Origin of the sequence: Massilia sp. BSC265, assembly GCF_000740675.1 — a bacterium.
GTDB lineage: Bacteria > Pseudomonadota > Gammaproteobacteria > Burkholderiales > Burkholderiaceae_D > Telluria.
The window spans coordinates 266,095-286,120 of record NZ_JPXI01000029.1 but is presented as its reverse complement, the minus strand read 5'-3'; the positions used below and the strand labels follow the sequence as shown (position 1 = coordinate 286,120).

Annotated in this window: 20 protein-coding genes; 8 read left to right on the top strand and 12 right to left on the bottom strand. The window is 66.5% G+C overall.

The window, feature by feature from the left end:
• Positions 1–62: 62 nt before the first annotated feature.
• From ldcA to queE, 5 genes are all read right to left on the bottom strand, one after another.
• A complete protein-coding gene (ldcA, locus tag MA09_RS08435) occupies positions 63–992 on the bottom strand; it encodes a muramoyltetrapeptide carboxypeptidase (RefSeq protein ID WP_036246872.1) in 930 nt (309 codons plus the stop codon).
• Positions 989–1,915, bottom strand: a complete 927-nt coding sequence (locus MA09_RS08430; RefSeq protein WP_036247469.1) for an alpha/beta fold hydrolase — start codon at positions 1,913–1,915, stop codon at positions 989–991. The genes ldcA and MA09_RS08430 overlap by 4 nt, the downstream gene beginning before the upstream one ends.
• Positions 1,916–2,087: 172 nt before the next feature.
• Positions 2,088–2,573: a tRNA adenosine(34) deaminase TadA gene (gene tadA / locus MA09_RS08425; RefSeq protein ID WP_036246871.1), complete on the bottom strand. Its 486-nt coding sequence runs from the start codon at positions 2,571–2,573 to the stop codon at positions 2,088–2,090.
• Positions 2,574–2,595: 22 nt separating this feature from the next.
• Positions 2,596–3,042 (bottom strand): 6-carboxytetrahydropterin synthase QueD, encoded by a 447-nt coding sequence (gene queD / locus MA09_RS08420; protein WP_036246870.1) that lies wholly within the window; start codon positions 3,040–3,042, stop codon positions 2,596–2,598.
• Positions 3,043–3,069: 27 nt separating this feature from the next.
• The gene (gene queE / locus MA09_RS08415) at positions 3,070–3,705 is read right to left on the bottom strand and encodes a 7-carboxy-7-deazaguanine synthase (protein WP_036246869.1); all 636 of its coding nucleotides are present in this window, start codon (positions 3,703–3,705) and stop codon (positions 3,070–3,072) included.
• Between the two features lie 164 nt (positions 3,706–3,869).
• Between queE and MA09_RS08410 the strand changes: the two genes are divergently transcribed.
• The 3 genes from MA09_RS08410 (at position 3,870) to MA09_RS08400 (ending at position 8,966) form a co-directional block, all read left to right on the top strand.
• Positions 3,870–4,826, top strand: coding sequence for a sensor histidine kinase (locus tag MA09_RS08410; protein WP_161783209.1), 957 nt, complete (start codon positions 3,870–3,872; stop codon positions 4,824–4,826).
• Positions 4,827–4,966: 140 nt separating this feature from the next.
• A complete protein-coding gene (locus tag MA09_RS08405; protein ID WP_081897489.1) occupies positions 4,967–5,959 on the top strand; it encodes a GGDEF domain-containing protein in 993 nt (330 codons plus the stop codon).
• A 100-nt stretch (positions 5,960–6,059) separates the two neighbouring features.
• Positions 6,060–8,966, top strand: a complete 2,907-nt coding sequence (locus tag MA09_RS08400) for a pitrilysin family protein (protein WP_229440625.1) — start codon at positions 6,060–6,062, stop codon at positions 8,964–8,966.
• 61 nt (positions 8,967–9,027) lie between these two features.
• Here MA09_RS08400 and MA09_RS08395 read toward each other — a convergent pair whose 3' ends face one another.
• The 6 genes from MA09_RS08395 to MA09_RS08365 all read right to left on the bottom strand — a co-directional run bounded on the left by MA09_RS08395 (position 9,028) and on the right by MA09_RS08365 (position 15,148).
• On the bottom strand, positions 9,028–9,930 hold the full coding sequence (locus tag MA09_RS08395; RefSeq protein WP_152594596.1) for a hypothetical protein: 903 nt from the start codon (positions 9,928–9,930) through the stop codon (positions 9,028–9,030).
• A gap of 275 nt (positions 9,931–10,205) precedes the next feature.
• A complete protein-coding gene (locus tag MA09_RS23660) occupies positions 10,206–12,089 on the bottom strand; it encodes a DUF2382 domain-containing protein (protein ID WP_229440624.1) in 1,884 nt (627 codons plus the stop codon).
• Positions 12,090–12,300: 211 nt separating this feature from the next.
• Positions 12,301–13,452: a YsnF/AvaK domain-containing protein gene (locus MA09_RS08380; protein WP_036246867.1), complete on the bottom strand. Its 1,152-nt coding sequence runs from the start codon at positions 13,450–13,452 to the stop codon at positions 12,301–12,303.
• 13 nt (positions 13,453–13,465) lie between these two features.
• Entirely contained in the window at positions 13,466–13,903 is a 438-nt protein-coding gene (locus MA09_RS08375; RefSeq protein WP_036246866.1) for a DUF2382 domain-containing protein, read from the bottom strand.
• 148 nt (positions 13,904–14,051) lie between these two features.
• Positions 14,052–14,309 carry a hypothetical protein gene (locus MA09_RS08370; RefSeq protein ID WP_036246865.1) on the bottom strand — a complete coding sequence of 86 codons (258 nt, stop codon included), beginning with the start codon at positions 14,307–14,309 and terminating at the stop codon, positions 14,052–14,054.
• 53 nt (positions 14,310–14,362) lie between these two features.
• Positions 14,363–15,148, bottom strand: a complete 786-nt coding sequence (locus MA09_RS08365; RefSeq protein WP_036246864.1) for a DNA/RNA non-specific endonuclease — start codon at positions 15,146–15,148, stop codon at positions 14,363–14,365.
• A gap of 242 nt (positions 15,149–15,390) precedes the next feature.
• Between MA09_RS08365 and MA09_RS08360 the strand changes: the two genes are divergently transcribed.
• The 4 genes from MA09_RS08360 to MA09_RS08345 all read left to right on the top strand — a co-directional run bounded on the left by MA09_RS08360 (position 15,391) and on the right by MA09_RS08345 (position 16,605).
• Positions 15,391–15,723 (top strand): hypothetical protein, encoded by a 333-nt coding sequence (locus MA09_RS08360; RefSeq protein WP_229440623.1) that lies wholly within the window; start codon positions 15,391–15,393, stop codon positions 15,721–15,723.
• On the top strand, positions 15,723–15,980 hold the full coding sequence (locus tag MA09_RS08355) for a DUF5985 family protein (protein ID WP_036246862.1): 258 nt from the start codon (positions 15,723–15,725) through the stop codon (positions 15,978–15,980). The genes MA09_RS08360 and MA09_RS08355 overlap by 1 nt, the downstream gene beginning before the upstream one ends.
• Before the next feature lie 4 nt (positions 15,981–15,984).
• On the top strand, positions 15,985–16,254 hold the full coding sequence (locus MA09_RS08350) for a DUF5985 family protein (protein WP_036246861.1): 270 nt from the start codon (positions 15,985–15,987) through the stop codon (positions 16,252–16,254).
• Between the two features lie 78 nt (positions 16,255–16,332).
• A complete protein-coding gene (locus tag MA09_RS08345; RefSeq protein ID WP_036246860.1) occupies positions 16,333–16,605 on the top strand; it encodes a hypothetical protein in 273 nt (90 codons plus the stop codon).
• A 42-nt stretch (positions 16,606–16,647) separates the two neighbouring features.
• Here the strand turns inward: MA09_RS08345 and MA09_RS08340 are convergent, their stop codons facing one another.
• Positions 16,648–17,484, bottom strand: coding sequence for a phytanoyl-CoA dioxygenase family protein (locus MA09_RS08340; RefSeq protein WP_036246859.1), 837 nt, complete (start codon positions 17,482–17,484; stop codon positions 16,648–16,650).
• 220 nt (positions 17,485–17,704) lie between these two features.
• Here MA09_RS08340 and MA09_RS08335 point away from each other — a divergent pair, with 220 nt between their 5' ends.
• Positions 17,705–20,011, top strand: coding sequence for an ATP-binding protein (locus MA09_RS08335; RefSeq protein WP_036246858.1), 2,307 nt, complete (start codon positions 17,705–17,707; stop codon positions 20,009–20,011).
• Positions 20,012–20,026 lie beyond the last annotated feature (15 nt).

The following is a 20,026-nucleotide window of genomic DNA, read 5'->3' as shown; positions in this document are numbered from 1 at the left end:
GCGGCGTTGGAAAAGAAAAACGGCGCACTCCGGTGCGCCGTTGCGGTGCAGTGCGTGCAGGATCAGTTGCAGCCGTCGGCTTGGCGCAGCGTCGGGTAATCGGACAGCGTGAGCGTGAATCCGCCGGCGTGTGACACCAGCCTGCCCTGCGCCCCGAAGGGGATCGTTACCCGCCGCGGAATGTGGCCGAACGAGAGTCCGTCGATGACCGGCAGCGGCAGCGTGGCGCGCAGGTGGGCCAGCATGGCGGCGAAGTCGTAGCCGTTGTCGTTCGGCGCCAGCTTGTAGCCGGAAAAATCGCCCAGCACGAGCGCGCGCTGGCGCGCCAGCACGCCGGCCTGGTGCAGTTGCAGGAGCATGCGTTCCACCCGGTACGGGTGCTCGGCAATATCCTCCAGGTACAGGATGCCGCCATCGATGCGCGGGAAGTACGGCGTGCCCAGCAGCGATACGACCATCGCCAGGTTGCCGCCCCAGACCGTGCCGGCTTCGTCGATGCACGGGTTCCCCGATACGCACTCGGTGATGGTATGCGTCGGGCCCGCCAGGCATTGCCAGAAATTGTCGAGCGTGAACTGGACCGGTTCCGGGATGCCGAAGTCCACCGCCGCCATCGGACCTGCATAGCTGAGCGCGCCGGTGCGCGCCATCAGGCCCATGTGCAGGGCCGTGACGTCGGAAAAGCCGACGATCAGTTTGCCACTGGCGGCGATCGCCTCGAAATCGATACGCGGCAGCAGGCGGGTGCTGCCATAGCCGCCGCGGATCGCCATAATGATCTGCACTGCCGGATCGGCAACCGCGGCCTCCAGCTGGGCCAGCCTCCCTTCGTCGGTGCCGCCGAAGCGTTCGTGGATGCTGGCGTGGTCGTAGTAGTTATGGACGAGGCAGCCTTGCTGCTCGAGGCGGGCGATGCCGCGGTCGACCGCGCACGGGTCGAGCGCCTGGCCGGCCGGGGCCACGATGGCGATGCCGATTTGTTGGGTGATCACTGTTTGACAAAGAGCCTGGGTGTTGAGTCTGGCAACATCTTACCCCTGGCATGGGCGTCGATCAAGGCAAGGATCCGCTCGACCAACTGCGGCGGGAGGTCATGGCCCATGCCCTCGATGATCTCGAGGCGGGCGCCGGGGATGCGGCTGGCCGTGTCCTCGCCGCATGCGAACGGCACCAGGGGGTCGGCGGCGCCATGGATCACGAGCGAGGGGGCGGTGATCGTGGCCAGCTGTGCGCAGCGGTCGCCGGAGGCGGCGATCGCCATCATCTGGCGCGCCACGCCGCCCGGGCAGTAGCCGCGGCGCACGGAGCGTGCGACGCGCTTGCGCAAGGTTTTCTCCGGCGTCGGGTAGGACGGGCTGCCGATGGCACGCATGAGCATGACGCCATGGTCAATGACGCTTTCGATGTCGCTCGGGTTGGCGGGACGGCGGGCCAGCAGCTTGCTCACTTTCTTCTCGGGGCCGGGCAGGCCGCGGCGGCAGCTGCTCGACATGATCGAGGTCAGGCTCAGGATGCGCTGCGGATAGCGCGCCGCCAGGATCTGGGCGATCATGCCGCCCATCGCCATCCCCACCACGTGGGCGCGCGCCACCCCGAGCGCCGACATTACCCCGATCGTGTCCTCGGCCATGTCGTCCAGCCGGTAGGGAGCGCGCAGTGGCCAGCCCAGTTTCGACTTGATCGAGGCCAGCATCAGGTTGGGGACGCCGGCCTGTTCGAACTTGCTTGACAGGCCGCAGTCGCGGTTGTCGAAGCGGATCACATAGAAGCCGAGCTCGACGAGACCTTCGACGAACTCGTCGGGCCAGGCGGTCAGCTGCATGCCGACCCCGTGCACCAGCAGCAGCGGTGGGGCCTTGGGGTCGCCTGCGGTGTCGAAGGCGATGCGGATTCCGTTGGCGTTCAGCGTAGGCATGGCGGCATGTCGGCGCCGCGCAGGACGCGGCATCGGCTCTTCTAGCGACAGGGTTTGCGTACCGGCCAGGGAAGCTCTCCTGACGGCTTGCAAACAGCATATCACTTTCGACGGGGACAAGGCGCTCGTGCGGGCGTACGATTTGTCTGACGCCCAACAGCAAGCCCTGCCATCAATCCGGTGCGGGGAGCTTGCGCGCAGCGGCCCGTCGCTCGGCGAAGAAGGCCTTGAGCAGGCTGCTTGCTTCCTCGGCCATCACGCCCCCCAGGACCTCGGCATGGTGGTTCAGCCGCTCTTCGCCGAAAAGGTTGACGACGGACCCGCAGGCGCCGGTCTTCGGGTCGACTGCGGCGTAGACCACGCGCGACAGGCGCGCGTGCATCATCGCGCCCGAGCACATGATGCAGGGTTCGAGGGTGACGTAGAGTTCGCACCCCGGCAGGCGGTAGTTGCCGAGTTTTTCGGCGGCCGCGCGCAGGGCGACGATCTCGGCGTGGGCGGTGGGATCGTGGCGGCCGATCGGCTGGTTGTACCCGGTGGCGATGACTTCGCCGTCCCTGACCACCACCGCCCCCACCGGGACCTCGCCCTCGGCCCAGGCCAGCCTGGCCTGCTCCAGGGCCAGCTGCATGTACTTCACGCCGGCAGGGTCAGGCATGCCGGAGTCTGGCTTCGGAAGATCAAACATCCCTTACTTCTGCCCAGCAGTTCGGGGTTTCGTGCAGTACCAGCTTGTGCAGGCGCAGGCCGGTACCGAAGCGGTCGGTGAACACCGTCTTCAGGATGTCATAGGCGACGCGCGCCAGGTTTTCCACCGTCGGGATGCAGTCGATCACGACGGTCTTGTGGCCGGGCAGCGAGGCAAGGAACTCGCGTACCTTGTCATCCTTTTCGTACACGAGGAAGGCATGGTCCCATACATCGACCAGATGCTGCTTCGCCAGGGTCTTGACGTCGGAGAAGTCCATGATCATGCCATTGTCCGAATTCCCTTCGGCGTCGATGACGTCGCCGGTCAGCGTGATCTCGAGGGTATAACGGTGGCCGTGCAGGTTGCGGCACTGGCTCTTGTGGTCGGGAATGCGATGGCCGGCATCGAATTCCAGCTTGCGGGTGATAGTTAACATCGGGTCGGCAGTGCAGAAAGTGCAGGTTCAGGGAATCTGGAGGAGTTTGTGGGTTTGCAGGCTCAGCTTCCACTTCGGATTGCGGCGGCAGGTCTCGATCGCCAGGCGGGTATTCTGTGCGGCGAGCGGGCCGTCCATCGGCTGGACGTAGAAGTTCTCGAAGTCGAGATCCTCGTAGGTGGACAGGTCCTGGCCCGCCTGGGGAATCACGACCTTGATCTCGTTGCCCTTCGCAACCACCAGCCTTGACCCCATCTTGGGGCTGACGCAGATCCAGTCCACCCCTTCCGGCACCGGCAGCGTGCCGTTGGTTTCGATCGCGATCATGAAGCCGCGTGCGTGCATGGCGTCGATCAGCGGTCCGTCCAGCTGCAGCAGCGGTTCGCCGCCGGTGAAGACGACGTACTTGCTGGCGGCGTGGGCAGACGGCCACAGGCTGTCGATCTCCGCCGCCAGTGCATCGGGCGCGCGGAACTTGCCGCCGCGCTCGCCATCGGTGCCGACGAAATCGGTGTCGCAGAAGGTGCAAACGGCGTTCGCACGATCAAGCTCGCGGCCGGTCCACAGGTTGCAGCCGGAAAAACGGCAGAAAACGGCCGGGCGCCCCGCATGGGCACCTTCGCCCTGCAGGGTGTAGAAGATTTCTTTGATGCTGTAGGTCACGGTAAGCCTCTCGTCAACCTTCCATTATAACCCGCCGGGGGCGGACCGTGGGCAGCGTCGCGGCCAGTGGCGGCAGCGCTCATGCGTTGAGGATGAGCAATATTGCCTATCGGGCTCAGGTGTACCTTCGTACGGAATCTTCCGAATGTTGTCAGAAGGATGCCATGAACAAGCCCACATCATTCCTAGTCCGAATTTCAGCGTTTGCCTCAGCGCTCGCCGCCACGGCCGCCAGCGCCCCTGCCGGCGCCGCCATGCCGCTGCCGCTGCGCGGGGCGCCGCCCGAGACGATGGCTGCGGCGATGGTGACGATGGCCGCGATCGCCCTCGCCGTGCTGCTCGAGCGTCGCTCCCAGGCTGCCCAGGAACGCAGCCGCGCCCTGGAACAGCAGCTGGAGGCCGAACGCGGTGCCCATGCCGACGTCGAGGAGGCCCTGGCCGGCAGCCATGAAGTCCTGTGCCGCCTGGTACGCCAGCAGGAAACCGTACGCGAAGCCGAGCGTGCCCGCATCGCGCGCGACCTGCACGACGAGCTGGGGCACCGCCTGCTGTCGCTGCGGGTGGAACTGGCGCTCCAGCAGGCGGCGCTGCGCGGCACCTCGCCTGGCGCGCACGACAAGCTCACCGCCGCCGTCGCCAGCCTCGACACTGCGATTCGCTCGGTGCGCGCGATCGTGACCGGCCTGCGCCCCATCGCCACGGGCCAGAGCCTGCGCCAGGCCGTCGAACGCCACCTGGCCGACTTTGCCCGCTTGCATGGCCTGGACTACCGCTTCGATGCCGGCCGCTCCGGCGAGGACGATGAGCGGCGTGACCAGGAGCAGGACGCGGTGCTGTTCCGCGTGCTGCAGGAATCGCTGTCGAACGTGGCGCGCCACGCCCAGGCCACCATGGTCTGCATCACGCTGGTCGAATCGGCCGGCGAGGCGGTGGTGACGATCGAGGACGACGGCGTCGGGCCGGCCGCGCTCGACCATCTCGACGTACGCGGCTGTGGCGTCGACGGGATGCGCGAGCGGACCGAAGCATTTGGCGGCACGCTGACCGTCCAGCAGGGGCGCCGCGGCGGAACGGTCGTCTGCGCCAGACTGCCGCTGGCCCGGACACCGGCCCAGGCGTGACCCCGGCCGGGGCCGGTTGCCGGGACCGTCGCCAACAACGAATCTTGCTGAAAATCAATAAGATCACCCCTGCGCGGTAGCAGAATCGTTTCCTGTTGGCAGTCAATTCAGCTGCCGGACCGGAACCGCAGAGGACGATCATGATCAGCCTACCCAGCTCCACCGCCAGCGCACCTGCCCCGACCAGTCTCGTGAAGGATGGGGCATTCGTCGGGCAGCTGGTGGCGTCACTGTCGATTCCCGTCTTCGTCCTCGACACCGAGGCCCGGGTCATGATCTGGAACCGCGCCTGCGAGCAGCTCACCGGCGTGCCGGCCCACGAAGTGCTGGGCACGGGCGACCACTGGCGCAGCTTCTACGAGCAGCGCCGCCCTACCCTGGCCGACCTCGTGCTGCAGAACCGCAGCGAGGACGTGCGCCGGATCCTGCCGCGCGCCGCCTCCGACACTTCGCCGACGGGCCTGAGCCTGGAGAGCTGGTTCGACATGCCGCGCGCCGGGCGCCGCCGCTACCTGGCTGCCGACGCTAGCCCCATCTTCGGGACCGACGGCGAGCTGGCGGCGGTCGTGGAGACCCTGCGCGACCTGACGGACGAGAAGATGGCCCAGGTAGCCCTCGAACAGCTGGCGACCCGCGACGGGCTGACCGGCCTGGCCAACCGCCGTTGCTTCGACGATACCCTGCACGCCGAGTGGGCGCGCGCCCTGCGCCAGCAGCAGCCGCTCTCGCTCCTGATGGTCGACGTCGACAACTTCAAGGCGTACAACGACGCCAATGGCCATCTCGGCGGCGACGAGTGCCTGAAGCGCATTGCGCGCGCAGTGGCCAGCGAAATGCGCGTCAACGACCTGGTCGCCCGGTATGGCGGCGAGGAGTTCGCAGTGATCCTGCCGAACCAGTCGCTCAAGGGCGCAGCCATCGTGGCCGAACGCATCCGCTGCCGCGTCGAGCAGCTGCAGCTGCCGTCGACGGCCCCGACCCGCCATGTCACGGTGTCGATCGGGGCGGCGACCGCCATTGCCGGGCCGGAGAACAACGCCAGCCAGCTGGTTGCCACCGCCGACGCCGCCCTCTACCGCGCCAAGCACCTGGGACGTAACCGGATCAGCCTTCCGCTGAGCGAGGCAGCGTAAGCAAGCTTTTGTCCGGGCGTATGCATGCCTGAATCTGCTGTTCTTTCCTTGTTGAATATTCTATCCTTCGCGGATAGTAATATTCCTAAAAGGAGAGAACGTGTTGAAACTTACCCTTGCGCGGGCCGCCCTTGCGCGGGCCGCACTGCCGCGGACTGCACTCGCGACCCTGGTTCCGGCCGCATTACTAGCCCTCGCGCCTGCCGCCGTTGCCGCTCCGGCAGCGAAAGCCGCCAGCGCCAAGTCGTCGGGCGGCGACGTTCTGCCCTTCAAGGCCACCGAAAAGACCTTGGCGAACGGCCTGAAGGTGATCGTCGTGCCGACCGGCTTCCCGAACCTGGTCTCGGTGCACATCCCGGTGCAGACCGGCTCGCGCAACGAGGTCGAGCCGGGCAAGTCGGGCTTCGCCCACTTCTTCGAACACATGATGTTCCGCGGGACGCCAACGTATCCCCCCGAGAAGTACCAGGCGACCATCACGCGCGCAGGTGCTCGCCAGAACGCCTACACCAGCGACGACCTGACCAATTACTACACCACCTTCGCCAAGGAAGACCTGGAAACGGTGCTGAAGGTCGAGGCCGACCGCTTCCAGCACCTGTCCTATCCGGTCGAAGCCTTCAAGACCGAATCGCGCGCCGTGCTGGGCGAGTACAACAAGAACAGCGCGAACCCGATGCAGAAGCTGTTCGAGACCCAGCGCGAAGCCGCTTTCACGACCCACACCTACCGCCACACCACGATGGGCTTCCTGAAAGACATCGAGGACATGCCGAACCAGTACGAGTATTCGAAGGTCTTCTTCGACCGCTGGTACCGTCCGGAGCGCACCACCGTGATCATCGCCGGCGACGTCGATCCGGGCAAGGCGGTGGCAATGGTCGAGAAATACTGGGGCGGATGGAAGCGCGGCAATTTCAAGTCGAACGTACCGGTCGAGCCGGCCCCGAAAGGCGCGCAGTACCGCCACGTGGCCTGGCAGACCCCGACCCTGCCCCTGGTGACGGTCGCCTTCCGCGCCCCGGCCTTCTCGGACACCCGAAAGGACCAGGCCGCGCTGTCGATGCTGCTGTCGCTGTCGTTCGGCCGTACCTCGCCGCTGTACAAGCGCCTGGTGCAGGACGAGCAGAAGGTGGACCAGCTGTTCGACTTCGTGCCGAACCGTGTCGATCCGACGCTGGCCACGATCGGGGCGCGCGTCAAGAAACCGGCCGACGCACTCTACGTGCGCGACGCCATCCTGGAGACCGTCGCCAGGCTGCGCAATGAGCCGGTCGCCGCCGCGGCGCTGGCGGACGCCAAGTCGGCCAACAAGTACGGCCTGATCCGCACGCTCGACAACACCGAGGCGATTGCCTCGACCCTTGCCTCGTATGTGCACTTCGACCGCTCGTACGATACCCTGAACCGCTATTACCGTGTCGTCGACAGCCTGACCCCGGCCGACCTGCAGCTGGCTGCCCGCAAGTACCTGGTCGACGAGTCGATGGTGGTCACCACGCTGTCGCACGAAGCGCTGCCGGCGGACATCAGGAACCTCCCGAAGCTCGCAGACCTTGCGCCGAAGGCCGGCGAGGCCAATATCGACGTGCTGGTCCAGAAATCCGCCCTGCCGCAGATCCGCTTCAAGCTCCTGTTCGCCGCCGGCTCGGCGCACGACCCCAAGGGCAAGGAAGGCCTGGCGGCGCTAACCGCGGCCATGGTCGCATCGAGCGGCTCGCGCGAGCGCAGGATCGATGAGGTGGCCAAGGCCCTGTTCCCGCTGGCCGGCAGCTTTACCGAGCAGACCGACAAGGAAATGACCACCTTCACCGGCTCGACCCACAAGAACAACTGGGACCAGTACCTGGGCATCGCCCTGCCGCTGCTGGTGGAGCCGGGCTTCCGCGAAGAAGACTTCCGCCGCCTGAAGGACGCGCAGAAGAATGCCCTCGTGCTGGACCTGAAGGACAACAACGAGGAGGAGTTCGGCAAGGAGCGCCTGCAGGCCAATGTCTTCGCCGGCACGCCCTACGCCCATCCCGTGCTCGGCACCGTGCAGGGGATCGAGTCGATCACGCTGGACGACGTCAAGGCCTTCTACCGCCAGGCGTACACCCAGGGCGCGGTGCGCGTCGGCATCTCGGGCGACGTCTCCGATGCGATGGTTGCCTCGCTCAAGAACGCGCTGGCGCGCCTGCCGGCATCCGACGGCCTGGCACCGACCGCCGGCATCCGCGGCCACATGCCGAACGGCCTGGACATCGAGATCATCGAGAAGAACACCCGTGCCACCGCGATCTCCTTCGGCCTGCCGATCGAGGTGACCCGTTCGCACCCGGACTTCCCGGCCCTGTGGCTGGCCAAGACCTGGTTGGGCGAACACCGGGCCTCGAGCGCGCGTCTGTACCAGCGCATCCGCGAAGAGCGCGGCATGAACTATGGCGACTATGCCTACATCGAAGCCTTCCCGCGTGGGATGTTCCAGTTCTTCCCGAACCCGAACCTGGGGCGCAAGGCGCAGCTGTTCGAGGTCTGGATCCGCCCTGTCGCGCCGCAGAACGGCCACTTCGCCCTGCGCGCAGCGCTGTTCGAACTGGACAAGCTGATCAACGACGGCCTGTCGCAGCAGGACTTCGAGACCACCCGCGGTTATCTGGAGAAGAACGTGTTCGTGATGACGGCTACCCAGGACCAGCAACTGGGCTACGCGCTCGACGCCCAGTGGTACCGCACGCCGGAATTCACGCGCATGATGCGCGAGGGCCTGGCGAAGCTGACCGTGGCGGACGTGAATGCAGCGATCAGGAAGCACCTGTCGTCGAAGAATCTGTCGGTGGTGATCATCACCAAGGACGCGGCCGGGCTGAAAGAGAAGCTGGTGACCGATGCGTTCTCGCCGATTTCCTACGATGCGAAGAAGCCGCAGGCGCTGCTGGACGAAGACCAGCAGATCGGGTCGATGAAGCTGGGGATCAGGCCTGGGGCCGTCAGGATCACGCCGGCGGTGCAGGCGTTTGCGGAGTGATGTTTCCGTTCGGCTGGCCGCAACGATGAAATCGGCGCCCGCTCAGGGGCGCCGATCTTTGTCAGGACGCCAGCCGGTTCCAAGCATGGCGCACCGCCGGCATCACATTCTCCCAGGTCGACTGGCCACCGCTGCCGTAGCGCCTTTCCCAGTCCGTGCGCAGGTCGTTCTCGACCTCCGGCCACCGGCGCCCACGGTAGCGTTCGTCGCGCGCCATCGCCGCGCCATAGGCATAGGCTGGCTGGTACTGCTCATAGGTGGCGTCGGTCGAGCCGCCGTAGCGGGTTTTCCAGTGGCTGCGGAATTCACGGTCGTCGTCGTCGGCGGTCATGCGCTCCCAACCGTGGCGGACCGCAGCCTTCATCCGGTCCCAGGCGCCTTCGATGACGACGCCGCTGCGCGCATCCCAGGCGCGTGCCAGGTCGCCCTCGACGTCGTCCCACGGACGGTTGCGATACAGCGCGCTCCTGCGCATCTCGGCGCCATAGGAATACGCCGCCGTGTACACGCCCTCGAGCGGGGAAGCATGGGCCGCATTCTCCCGTTGCGCCTGCTGCATGCTGCCGGTTCCCATGGCGCTGGCCTGCGACGCCTGCGCATCGATGTCGGAGGGACCGAAGGGCTCGACGATATCGGCGGCGCGCTCGGCTTCCGACAGCGAATCGGCGCGCACGATCAGGACGTGGTGGCCCCGGGTCACCGTGCCCGCGTACCTGCTGGCGCGGATGCTGTTGTCGGCGCCGAACAGGTCGGTGAAAACGCGTCCGAGGCTAGCGACGCTCCCGGCCCCGGTAGCGCCGGACGGCGCGCTACGACGGCCGCCGGTCGTGCTGTCAGTCATGCCAGTCGGGTCGGCGTCGGAGAGCTGGATTTCCTCGCGCGGGAAACCCGAGGAAATCAGCGCGTTCATCGCATCCTGCGCCTCGGTCCGGTTCCCGAACACGGCTAGAAGAGTATGGTGCATGGTCATTCCTCCCAATCGGTGAATCCCGGGGCGCGCCAACTGGCTCCCGAACCGACCCGGCCCGTCCCGCGCCGGCGCATCGCCCCGGTGCGTGAAACAGCCTACTCCAATTTATGCCCGGGCGCACCGCGACCCGACATACGACTCCGGAACGAACAAAGCCTCCCGGGTTCGACCCCGGGAGGCTTTGCGGGAGCAGCCGTGTCGCAGGCGATGGAGGGGCGCCCAGCGCGGTTCCATCGAGCGCTACCGGTTGCTGGCCGACGCCAGCCCGATCAGGACGTCATCCGGTCCCAGCCATGGCGCACCGCCGACTTCATCTTTTCCCAGGTCGACTGGTCGGCGCTGCCGTAACGGGTGTCCCAGTCGGCGCGCAGGTCGTTCTCGACCTCGCCCCACTGGCGACCGCGGTACTTCGGATCCTGGGCCATCGACGAGCCGTAGGCATACGCAGGCTTGAAGTCGTCATAGCTGCCGGCGTCGGTCGAGGTGCTGTAGGTGGCGTTCCAGTGCTTGCGGTATTCGCGGTCGCTGTCGTCGTCACCGGTCATGCGGTCCCAGCCGTGTCGAACGGCGGACTTCATCTTGTCCCAGGTCGACGCCCCTCCGGCATTGCGGGTGTCCCAGTCGCTCTGCAAGTCGCGTTCGACCTGGTCCCACTGGCGGCCGCTGTACTTGCCGCTGCGCGCCACCTCGGAGCCGTAGCTGTAGGCCGGCGCGTAGTCGTCGTACGATGCGCCGCTGGTCCCGAAAGTGCTGTTGAAGTGGTTGCGGAAATAGCTGTCGTCGTCGCGCAGGTCCGACATGGCAGTCGTGCCGTCCAGGCGCTGCACGTCGACCTCGGTATGGCGCACGGTGTCGTGGATCTGTTCCTGACGTTCGGTCACCTGCTTGCCTACCGTGACTTCCTCGACGATCCGCGCCGATTTCTCGACCACGGCCTCCTCGGCGGTCTCGCGCATTTCGATCGATTGCTCGCGGAAGGCGGTGTCGGCGTCGCTCAGGGGGCGGTCGACCGGGCGGCGCTGCACGTCCACGTGTTCTTCGCGCAGGCTGAGGCTTTCGTTGACCGGGGTCTCGACCATGCGCGAATAGATGCGCACGCCGCCGCGCTGCACTTCGCGCTTGCCGACCCTCAGCTGTTCTTCCACCACAGGAATCGATCGGGCCACGTCGGGCTGGGTGCCCGCCGCGTGCATCGCATCGGTGCGCAGGGTGTCGGCACGGCTCGTTCCCTGCTGGTAGCCGGTGTCGAGCTGCTGCGACGAGCCGCCGGCGCCTGCCAGGTTGCCGCTGTCGAGTTGCTGCGAACCGAGGTGCGAGTGCACAGGGCTGCCAACCGGGTCGCCGCCCAGACCGGAGCCGGGCGTCTGGATCGAGCCGCTCGGCGACGAGCCCTGTAGCGTGCCGCCCTGCTGCCCCGAGCTCAGGAAGGAAGTATCGCTCTTCTGGGTACCTTCGAGCGCGGACGCCTGCACGGAGTTTTCCTGCAGGGTCGTGCCCTGCAGCGAGGTGCCGCCGGTCGCGCTCAGGCCACTTTTGCCCATCGGTTCCTGGTAGGTCTGGCCCATCGGCTCGGCCTGGTTAAGCGATTGCTGGGCGAACAGCTTGCGATCGCCCGCATTGTCGAGTTGGAGGTTCGGGGCGCCGCTGGACTGGGCAGCGCTGGACTGGGCCGACATCGCGCTCGACTGCTGCATGCCGCCGGCGCCGCTCATGCGCATCGATTCGGACATGCCATCGACGGCACCTGTACCCATCATCCCTGCCGCGCCGCTGCCCGATGCTTGTTCGTCGATGTCGGTCGGGCCGTAGCGCTCGACGATGTCGGCGGCGCGCTCGACTTCCGGCAGCGAGTCTGCGGTGACGGTCAGCACATGGTGACCGCGGGTGACGGCGCCCTCGTAGCGGCTGGCGTGTTCGCTGTTATCTGCACCGAACAGGTCGGTGAAGAAATTCTTGATGCTGGCGCCGATACCCTGGCCGTCGTCGGCGTCGGTGTTGGTGGCGCTGGCGCCGGTCGTACTGTCGGTCATACCGGTGGGGTCGGCGTTCGACAGATATACGTCCTGACGGGAAAAGTTCGACGACAGGAGTTCATTCATCGCATTCTGGGCATCGGTCCGGTTATCGAACACCGCGACAAGAGTATGTTGCATGGTGGTTCCTCCGTAAGAGTGAATTCAAAGGCCTCGTGGCCGCCAGGCTAGTGAGTTGAGATTACATCAATCCCGACAGCACGCGCGCGCGCCTGCCGGACCAACGCGCCGGCAGGATTGGTCTCTTTTCGGAAGGAAATCAGGGCAATGAAAAACGGCGCCGCAGCGCCGTTTTTCATTGCCGCCGGAAGGCGGCGCCGGTGTCAGGCGATCAGGAGGTCATGCGATCCCAGCCATGGCGCACGGCGGACTTCATCTTGTCCCAGGTCGAGCCGCTGGCGCTGCCGCCGCGCGACTCCCAGTCGGTACGCAGGTCGCTTTCGACGTCGTCCCACTGGCGGCCCGCATACTGGCTGCGCATCTGCGAGCCGTAGGTATAGGCCGGGGCGTAGTCGTCATACGCCGCGCCGCTCGACGCGAAGTTGGTCTGGTAGTGGGTGCGGTAATAGCTGTCGTCGTCCATGCCGCCCAGGCGCTCGACCTCGACTTCCGTGTGGCGCACGGTGTCCTGGATCTGTTCCTGGCGCTGGTTCACCTGCTTGCCGACCGTGACTTCCTCGACGACGCGGGCAGACTTCTGGACCACGGCTTCCTCGGCGGTCTCGCGCATCTCGATGGTCTGCTCCTTGAAAGCGGTGGCGTCGGCCGGGCTGATCGGCTGATCGACGACGCGGCGCTGCACGTCCACGTGCTCTTCGCGCAGGTTGACGCTTTCGTTGACCGGGGTCTCGACGACGCGCGAGAAGATGCGCACGCCGCCGCGCTGCACTTCGCGCTTGCCGACCTTCAGCTGCTCTTCGACAACCGGAATGGACTGGGTAGCGCCGATGCTGCCGGTGTCCATCGCGGTGTCGCGCTGCAGCGAAGCGCCGGACAGGTTGCCCTGCTGGGTCGTGGCCGACTGCGCGGAAGTCGAGTACGACTGCATGCCGCTCTGGCTCCCCTGCAGCATGGCGCCGCTCGACGCCATCTGGCCGACGTTGTCCGAGTGCTCGTCGATGTCGATCGGGCCGAAGCGCTCGACGATATCGGCGGCGCGCTCGACTTCAGGCAGGGAGTCGGCGGTCAGGGTGACCACGCACTTGCCGCCCGAAACGGCGCCTTCGTAACGGTTGACGCGGCGGGCGTCGTCGTCGTCGCTGCCGAACAGGTCGCTGAAGAAGTTCTTGATGCTGCTGCCGATGCCGGTGTCAGTGTCGCCGGTCGTGGTCGTGGTCGTGGAAGTCGCGCTGCCCGACATGCCGGCGCTGCTCGCGCCGGACATGCGCACGTCCTGGCGCGAGAAGCCCGATGCGAGCAATTCGTCCATGGCGCCTTGTGCGTCGGCGTGGTTATCGAATACGGCTACCAGAGTATGTTGCATGGTCGTTCCTCCATCATTGGTGGGTATCGGATGCTGGCGGCAAACCGGTTTCGTCGAAGCGCTCGACCTCGACCCGCTCGGCCTTGAGCGAAACGGTGTCGCGGTAGTGCTCCTCATGCCGGACGCGGGTGATATGCAGCTCCTCCTTGATGCGCAGGCGGCGTTCTACCACCAGCACTTCCTCGAGGACCGGCACCACCAGCGTGTCGCCTTCATAGCGGCTTGCAGGTGCCTCTTCCAGCGCGACGATCCGGTCAACGGGAACATGCCGGACGTCCACTTCCTCGCGCATCAGGCGCTCGTCGATGGTGACCGGCTGTTCCGAGACCGTCTTGTGGATGCGTACGCCGCGACCGGTTTCAACGACGCGGGTATCGACGGCCAGCTGTTCCTCGATCACGGGAATGCGCAGGCTTTCCTGCTGAGTGTTTTCGGGGATATTGCTCGACATCGGGATCGCTCCTCGCATCGCTGGTTTCAGAGCGAGCGAGAATACTCCTTTCCTGTCGGGGCATGCGCACCCTTGACGCGCGGAATGTCAAGGCCCTGTCGCAGGTGTCTGCTTCCGGGCTGATCCGGCATGGAGCCGGGATGGAGGATCAGGCGAAAGGGTTGTCGACGGTCTTGACGTCGGGCGGCGGCAGTCGCTCGGGCAGCTCGCGTGCCTCGAGCGCGTCGACCACTGCCCCGAGCTGGGCGTGCAGCCGGCGCGCCAGCTCGAGCCCGGCCTTGTCGGCGGTCAGGTCGACATCGCCGGAAATGGTAATGCGGTCGATCCGGTTCTCCAGCATCAGGTTGCCGATCTCGAGGACGTCGGCCTCGTTGGCAAAGGGCTTGAACGATTTCTTCGCTGGCATGGAATACTCCTCTCTGGCGCTACGGTCTTCAGGCGGCGATCGTGGTGTCGCGATCAGTTGCGCGACTTGTTCTGGCGGATCTTCGGCAGCGCAAGCATGCGCTCCTTCTGCTGCCGGCTCAGGGAAGGCAGCAACTCGATGCCGACGATCCGTTCCAGCTCGGCGACCGGGATCACGTGGATCGGTGCGTCGCCGCGGTTCTCGACGAACCAGGCGGCCGCCGCCTTCTGGCGGGGACTGTACACCACCTTGTACAGGTGGCTCGGCACGATCACGTTGCCGACCTTGCGCAGGCTGGTGCCAAGAAAGGCCGGGCCGGTGATCACGTACAGCGAGCCTTCGCGCTTGGCCATCTTGCGCACCGCGCCTTCGATCGGGGCCCAGATGTGGCGGTTGTGCTCGCGGTCCTGGGGCACCATGTTGGCCAGCGAAAAGCTTTCGCGCTGGGCGCGGCGGTCGGGCATGTTGCCGTTCGGCGCCAGGTGGCCGCGGTCGAAGCCGCTGCGCGCATAGTCGGACAGCTCGGCGCGTTGCCCGCGCGGCAGGCGCGGCTCGGGGTGGAAGGAATTATCGCGGTCAAGGTCCTGGGCGGCCTCGAGTTGGGCAGGCGCGAGGTGCTCGGCCGACCACAGCGCGGTGCGGGTCACGCCCGAATGCATGATTCCGAATTCGCTGTAGCACAGCTCGCGGGTGGCGGCAGCCAGCTTGGGGTTGCGGATCTCGGGCGCGCGGCCGTCGAGATAATGGTCGGGGCAGCCCGCGGCCCGGGCGGCGCCGGCGGCCAGCAGCACGGCAAGGAAGGAAACGCGGCCGAGCCGGGCCAGGATGGTACGGTACATGATGGTAGGCGGGCTAAAACAAGAGAATCGATAGCGCGCATTGTAGCCGAGCACCGTTGAGCAAAGTCAAACAATGCGTTGCTCAAGACGCGCACGATTGAAATGTCCTTTCCTTTAAGAATGGTATAAACTTCCGGCTTTCTCAACAAAAGATTCCTTTTGGGAAAGTATACCCGAAGCGAATGAACCGTCCGCCCATCCCAGAGGACTTGCGCCGTTTTATCTTGACGAGCATCCCCTCCGTGCCTTTCCTCGAAGCGCTGCTGCTCATGCGCGCCGCCCCGGCCCAGCAATGGAGCGGGGCGATGCTGGCTGGGCGGCTCTACACCAGCGAGCGTACGGCCCAGGGCCTGCTCGACGAACTGTGCCGCGCCGGCATGGCCAAGACCTGCCCCGCGCCGCAGGAACACTGTTACTGCTATGCGCCAGGTTCCGATGCGCTGCGCGAACGCATCGATGGCCTGGCCGATCTTTACGCGCGCCACCTGGTGGACGTTACCAATCTCATCCATTCCACACTCGATCGCAAGGCGCAGCAGTTCGCCGACGCCTTCCGCCTGCGAAAGGATTCCTAATGGGCGAACTCATCTACACGTTGTGCATGCTGACCTCGCTGGCCTGTACCTGGCTTCTGTTTGCCAGCTACCGGCGTACGCGTTACCGTCTCCTGTTCTGGAGCAGTTTGTGCTTTGCGGTGATGACCTTCAACAACCTTTTCCTGATCTTCGACAAGATTGTGTTCCCGAATGTCGATTTCATGCCGCTGCGGGTCATCAGCGCGCTGACGGCCTGTGTGCTGCTGCTGTACGGCCTGATCTACGAGAAGGAGTGAGGCAATGATCCAGATGATGTACGGTGCGATCTCGATGGCTTCGCTCACGATCGCCCTGTTCTTCCTGCGCTTCTGGCGCAATACCGGCGACCGGTTCTTCCTGTGGTTCGCCCTGTCCTTCTTCATCGAAGGCCTGCACCGGGTGTATTCCGCGGTGCTGAACGAAGCCGGCGAGGATTCGCCCCTGCACTACCTGATCCGCGTGGTGGCGTACGGGATGATCGTGTGGGCGATCGTGGAGAAGAACTTGCCGCGCAAGGAAAGGCGCGACTGAGTTGAATCCTTAGCGTGCGCCGGGCCCTTGGGCGCGGCGCGATAATGGGCCATGAAAAACCGTCGACAGGAGGACAGCATGGCCCCAGCTACCCAACCCGATAACGACCAGTCCGCCGCGCAGCAGAACCCCATCGCCGGCGGCGGCCAGGACCAGCGTTCGGAAAACCTGCTCCCCGGCGAAGAAGGCGCCGAAGACGGCCGCTTCGACGTGGCCGAAGAAGTGAGCCTCGACCAGCATTCCGACGAGGCACGCCGGGTTGGCCAGATGCCCGAGAACGGCATCGCCGACGCCGTTCCGGACGCGCTCAAGACCCCGGTGCCCTCGCAGGGCGTGCCGGACAAGCAGTAAGCTCCCAGGGCCGCCGGCGGCGGCCCCTCCCTTCCCGCTCCCTCACCCACCCATCGTCACGCCCATCTTCAGGCCCTCGATCGTATGCGCCTGCTGGATCGGCACGAGTTGCTCGACCACGCGGCAGTTCAGGTGCCGGCGCACCTCCTCCGGCAGGCCGTCGAAATAGGCGCGCGACAGTTGCAGGTCGTGCTTGATGGCGTTGGTCGCATCCGGTGCGTCGGCCCCTATCACCAGCACCGGGCGCGAGACGTTCGCGTGGTTGGCCGTGCCGCGGTGGATGGTCAGGGCCGAACGCGCCGAAATGTCGCCCACTTTCGGCAACTTGCGCTGCGCCAGCGCCTCGTAGCGCGGATACAGCGCCTTGTCGGGGAACATCGGGTCGCCGTCGTACAGGTCCCACTGGGTGCCCGGGGCGATCTCGAACGGGCCCATCTCCTCGGTGACGTCGACGGTGGTGATGTTGAAGGCCAGCGAACTGAGGCGCCGGCCCTGCACCGTCTCCGGCGGCGACGCGAAATCGCGGTGCCAGGGCTGGTGCATGGCGCCCGGACCGGGAACGTCGAAGCCGACTTCGACGAAGCGCCACTCCGGTCCCAGCACGGCGCTGCAGACCGCCCTCACCCACGGATGGCTGGCGATCGTCACGAAGGAGCGCAGGCGCTCCGGATGCACCTCGACGTAATAGCGGTTCGGGCCCCGGTTCAGTGCTCCCCCCTCGCGTGCCAGTGCTTCTTCGAACAACATGTCGATGTCGGCGCGCAGTTCCCCGATCAGCTCGCGGCTGAAGGCCCCGCGGCACGCTATGATGCCGTCCCCGTAAATGCCGCGCATGATGTCGGCCACTTCGTATCGTGCGGTGCTTGCTCCGCTGTCCATGCTCCGTTCCTCCCTTGTCCGTGCCTACGGCCGTGTGGCCAACATGTGGTCAACATGTGGTCAACCTGAGGGAAATACTACTGGCAATTTCCAGAGTGCGGCGCAAGACCGGCGTCGCGTGCCGGTAGACGTTGACAGGGAAGCATCCGGACCGTAGATTGACGCCACAACCACAACAGGATCCGACCATGAGACGCGTAGCGGCCAACGGGGGTAGGCCTTGACGCCTGGCGACGCCAGCGTGCTGTTCATCTGCGAGCGCCCGGTGCCGGATCCGGTGCTGGGGCGGGTCGCGGACGAGCTGGGCGAGACGATCGTGCATGCGCGTTCCGCGTCGGCGGGAATCGCGCATGCGCGCCACCACGACTTCGCGCTGATGCTGGTCGGCTATGCAGGCGACCCCGAGACGCTGGCCGCCACCATCCGCCAGGTCAGGGCCACGCGGCGCTCCGTGCATACGCCGGTGGTCGCGGTGGGCGTTCCCGGCCAGGCGCCGTTCCCGGTCGAACCGCTGTATGAAGCCGGCGCCGTGGCGGTACTGACCGAGCCGCTGTCTCCGGTCATCCTGCGCGCCAAGCTGCGCTTCTACATCGACGCCTTCCGCGCCGCTGCCGAACGGCGCAGCGCGGAAGCGGCCCTCACCGACGCCAGCGCACGCCTCGAGGCCATCATCGCCGCGGCCGAGTTGGGGGTGTGGACCTGGGACATTGCGCGGGATCGGGTGACCGGCGACGCCCGCATGCGCGCCCTGTTCCATATTCCCGAGGCCATGCGCGACTGTGCGCCGGTGGCGCGCTATTTCGATGCCGTCCATCCCGACGATGCGGCCGCCGTGCAGACGCTGTTGTCCGATGCCGTCGCGCGCGGCGCCCCTTATGACGCGACCTTCCGTGTCCGGCGCGCCGGCGGCGGCTGGCGCTGGGTCATCGGGCGCGGCAGCGTGGTAGGGGCCGCCGACGGCACGCCGCGCATGCGCGGCGTGGTCATCGACGCCTCGCGCCAGTTCGAGGCCGAGCAGCAGCTGCGCCTGAGCGAGGAACGTTACCGCACCCTGTTCGACTCGATCGACGAGGGTGTCTGCGTCATCGAAATGCTGTACGACAATAGCGGACAGCCCTGTGACTACCGCATCCTCGAGACCAACCCGGCCTTCGTCAAGCAGACCGGCCTGGCCGATGCGATCGGCCGCACCATGCGCCAGGTTGCGCCAGGCCACGAGCGCCACTGGTTCGAGATCTATGGCCGCGTAGCCGCGACGGGCGAGCCGGTCCGCTTCGTCAACGAGGCGCGCGAACTGGGGCGCTGGTACGACGTGTATGCGGCCCGCATCGGGCCGCCGGAACAGCACCGGCTTGCCGTCGTGTTCAACGACATCACGGCGCGCCGCAAGGGCGAGGACGCGCTGCGCTCGATGGCGGCCGACCTGGGAGAGGCGAACCGCATCAAGACCGAGTTCCTGGCGACGCTCGCCCACGAGCTGCGCAATCCGCTGGCGCCGCTGCGCAGCGGCCTGCAGTTCATCCGGCGCGCGCCCGACGATCCTGCGGCCGTGGCACGCATCCACGACATCATGGAGCGCCAGCTCGGGCAGCTGGTGCACCTGGTCGACGACCTGCTGGATGTCGCCCGCATCACGCGCGGCCAGATCGCCCTGAAGCGCGAGCGCATCGACCTGGCCGGCGTGCTCACGGCGGCGGCGGAGACCAGCATGCCGCTGATCGAGGCGGCGCGCCACCACCTCGACCTGCGCCTGCCGCAGGAAACCCTGATGATGGAGGGCGACGCCACACGCCTGACCCAGGTGGTGTCGAACCTTCTCAACAATGCGGCGCGCTACACGCCGCGCGGCGGCAGCATCGTGCTGGCGGCCGAGCGCGACGGCAATGATGCGGTCATTGCCGTGTCGGACAACGGCATCGGCATCGATCCGGAGCGGCTGGAAGACGTCTTCGAGATGTTCACCCAGATTGGGGAAGGCCGCCGCCACGCGGCGGGCGGCCTCGGCATCGGACTGTCGCTGGTACGCAGCCTGGTGGAGCTGCATGGCGGCACCGTACAGGCGAACAGCGCCGGCACCAATGCCGGCAGCGTGTTCACCGTGCGGCTGCCGCTGGCCCCGGCGGAGGTCCCGGTACCGGCCGCCGGACCGGGACACTCCGCCACGGCGCCGCGCCCCGCCCGGCGCGTGCTGGTCGTGGACGACAACCGCGACGCCGCCGAGACGCTGTCTGCGGTTCTCGGCCAGCTCGGCCACCAGGCCCTGGTCGCAAACGACGGCCACCAGGCGCTGCGCATGATGGCCGGCTTCCAGCCAGAAGTGGTGTTCCTCGACCTTGGCATGCCCGGCATGTCGGGTTACGAGGTGGCGCAAGCCATCCGGCGCGAGCCGTGCCATGCCGGCGTCCGGCTGGTGGCCCTGACGGGCTGGGGCGCCGAGGGCGACCGCGAGCGCAGCACACGGGCGGGCTTCGACCAGCACCTCACCAAGCCGGCCACCACCGCCGCCATCGAGGAGGCGCTGGCCTGAACGGCCGCGGGACCG

Coding starts and splice junctions, on each gene's coding strand:
- MA09_RS08430 (WP_036247469.1), bottom strand. CDS start 1,915: ATGCCTACGCTGAACGCCAACGGAATCCGCATCGCCTTCGACACCGCA.
- tadA (WP_036246871.1), bottom strand. CDS start 2,573: ATGCCTGACCCTGCCGGCGTGAAGTACATGCAGCTGGCCCTGGAGCAG.
- queD (WP_036246870.1), bottom strand. CDS start 3,042: ATGTTAACTATCACCCGCAAGCTGGAATTCGATGCCGGCCATCGCATT.
- MA09_RS08410 (WP_161783209.1), top strand. CDS start 3,870: ATGAACAAGCCCACATCATTCCTAGTCCGAATTTCAGCGTTTGCCTCA.
- MA09_RS08405 (WP_081897489.1), top strand. CDS start 4,967: ATGATCAGCCTACCCAGCTCCACCGCCAGCGCACCTGCCCCGACCAGT.
- MA09_RS08395 (WP_152594596.1), bottom strand. CDS start 9,930: ATGCACCATACTCTTCTAGCCGTGTTCGGGAACCGGACCGAGGCGCAG.
- MA09_RS23660 (WP_229440624.1), bottom strand. CDS start 12,089: ATGCAACATACTCTTGTCGCGGTGTTCGATAACCGGACCGATGCCCAG.
- MA09_RS08380 (WP_036246867.1), bottom strand. CDS start 13,452: ATGCAACATACTCTGGTAGCCGTATTCGATAACCACGCCGACGCACAA.
- MA09_RS08375 (WP_036246866.1), bottom strand. CDS start 13,903: ATGTCGAGCAATATCCCCGAAAACACTCAGCAGGAAAGCCTGCGCATT.
- MA09_RS08370 (WP_036246865.1), bottom strand. CDS start 14,309: ATGCCAGCGAAGAAATCGTTCAAGCCCTTTGCCAACGAGGCCGACGTC.
- MA09_RS08365 (WP_036246864.1), bottom strand. CDS start 15,148: ATGTACCGTACCATCCTGGCCCGGCTCGGCCGCGTTTCCTTCCTTGCC.
- MA09_RS08355 (WP_036246862.1), top strand. CDS start 15,723: ATGGGCGAACTCATCTACACGTTGTGCATGCTGACCTCGCTGGCCTGT.
- MA09_RS08350 (WP_036246861.1), top strand. CDS start 15,985: ATGATCCAGATGATGTACGGTGCGATCTCGATGGCTTCGCTCACGATC.
- MA09_RS08345 (WP_036246860.1), top strand. CDS start 16,333: ATGGCCCCAGCTACCCAACCCGATAACGACCAGTCCGCCGCGCAGCAG.
- MA09_RS08340 (WP_036246859.1), bottom strand. CDS start 17,484: ATGGACAGCGGAGCAAGCACCGCACGATACGAAGTGGCCGACATCATG.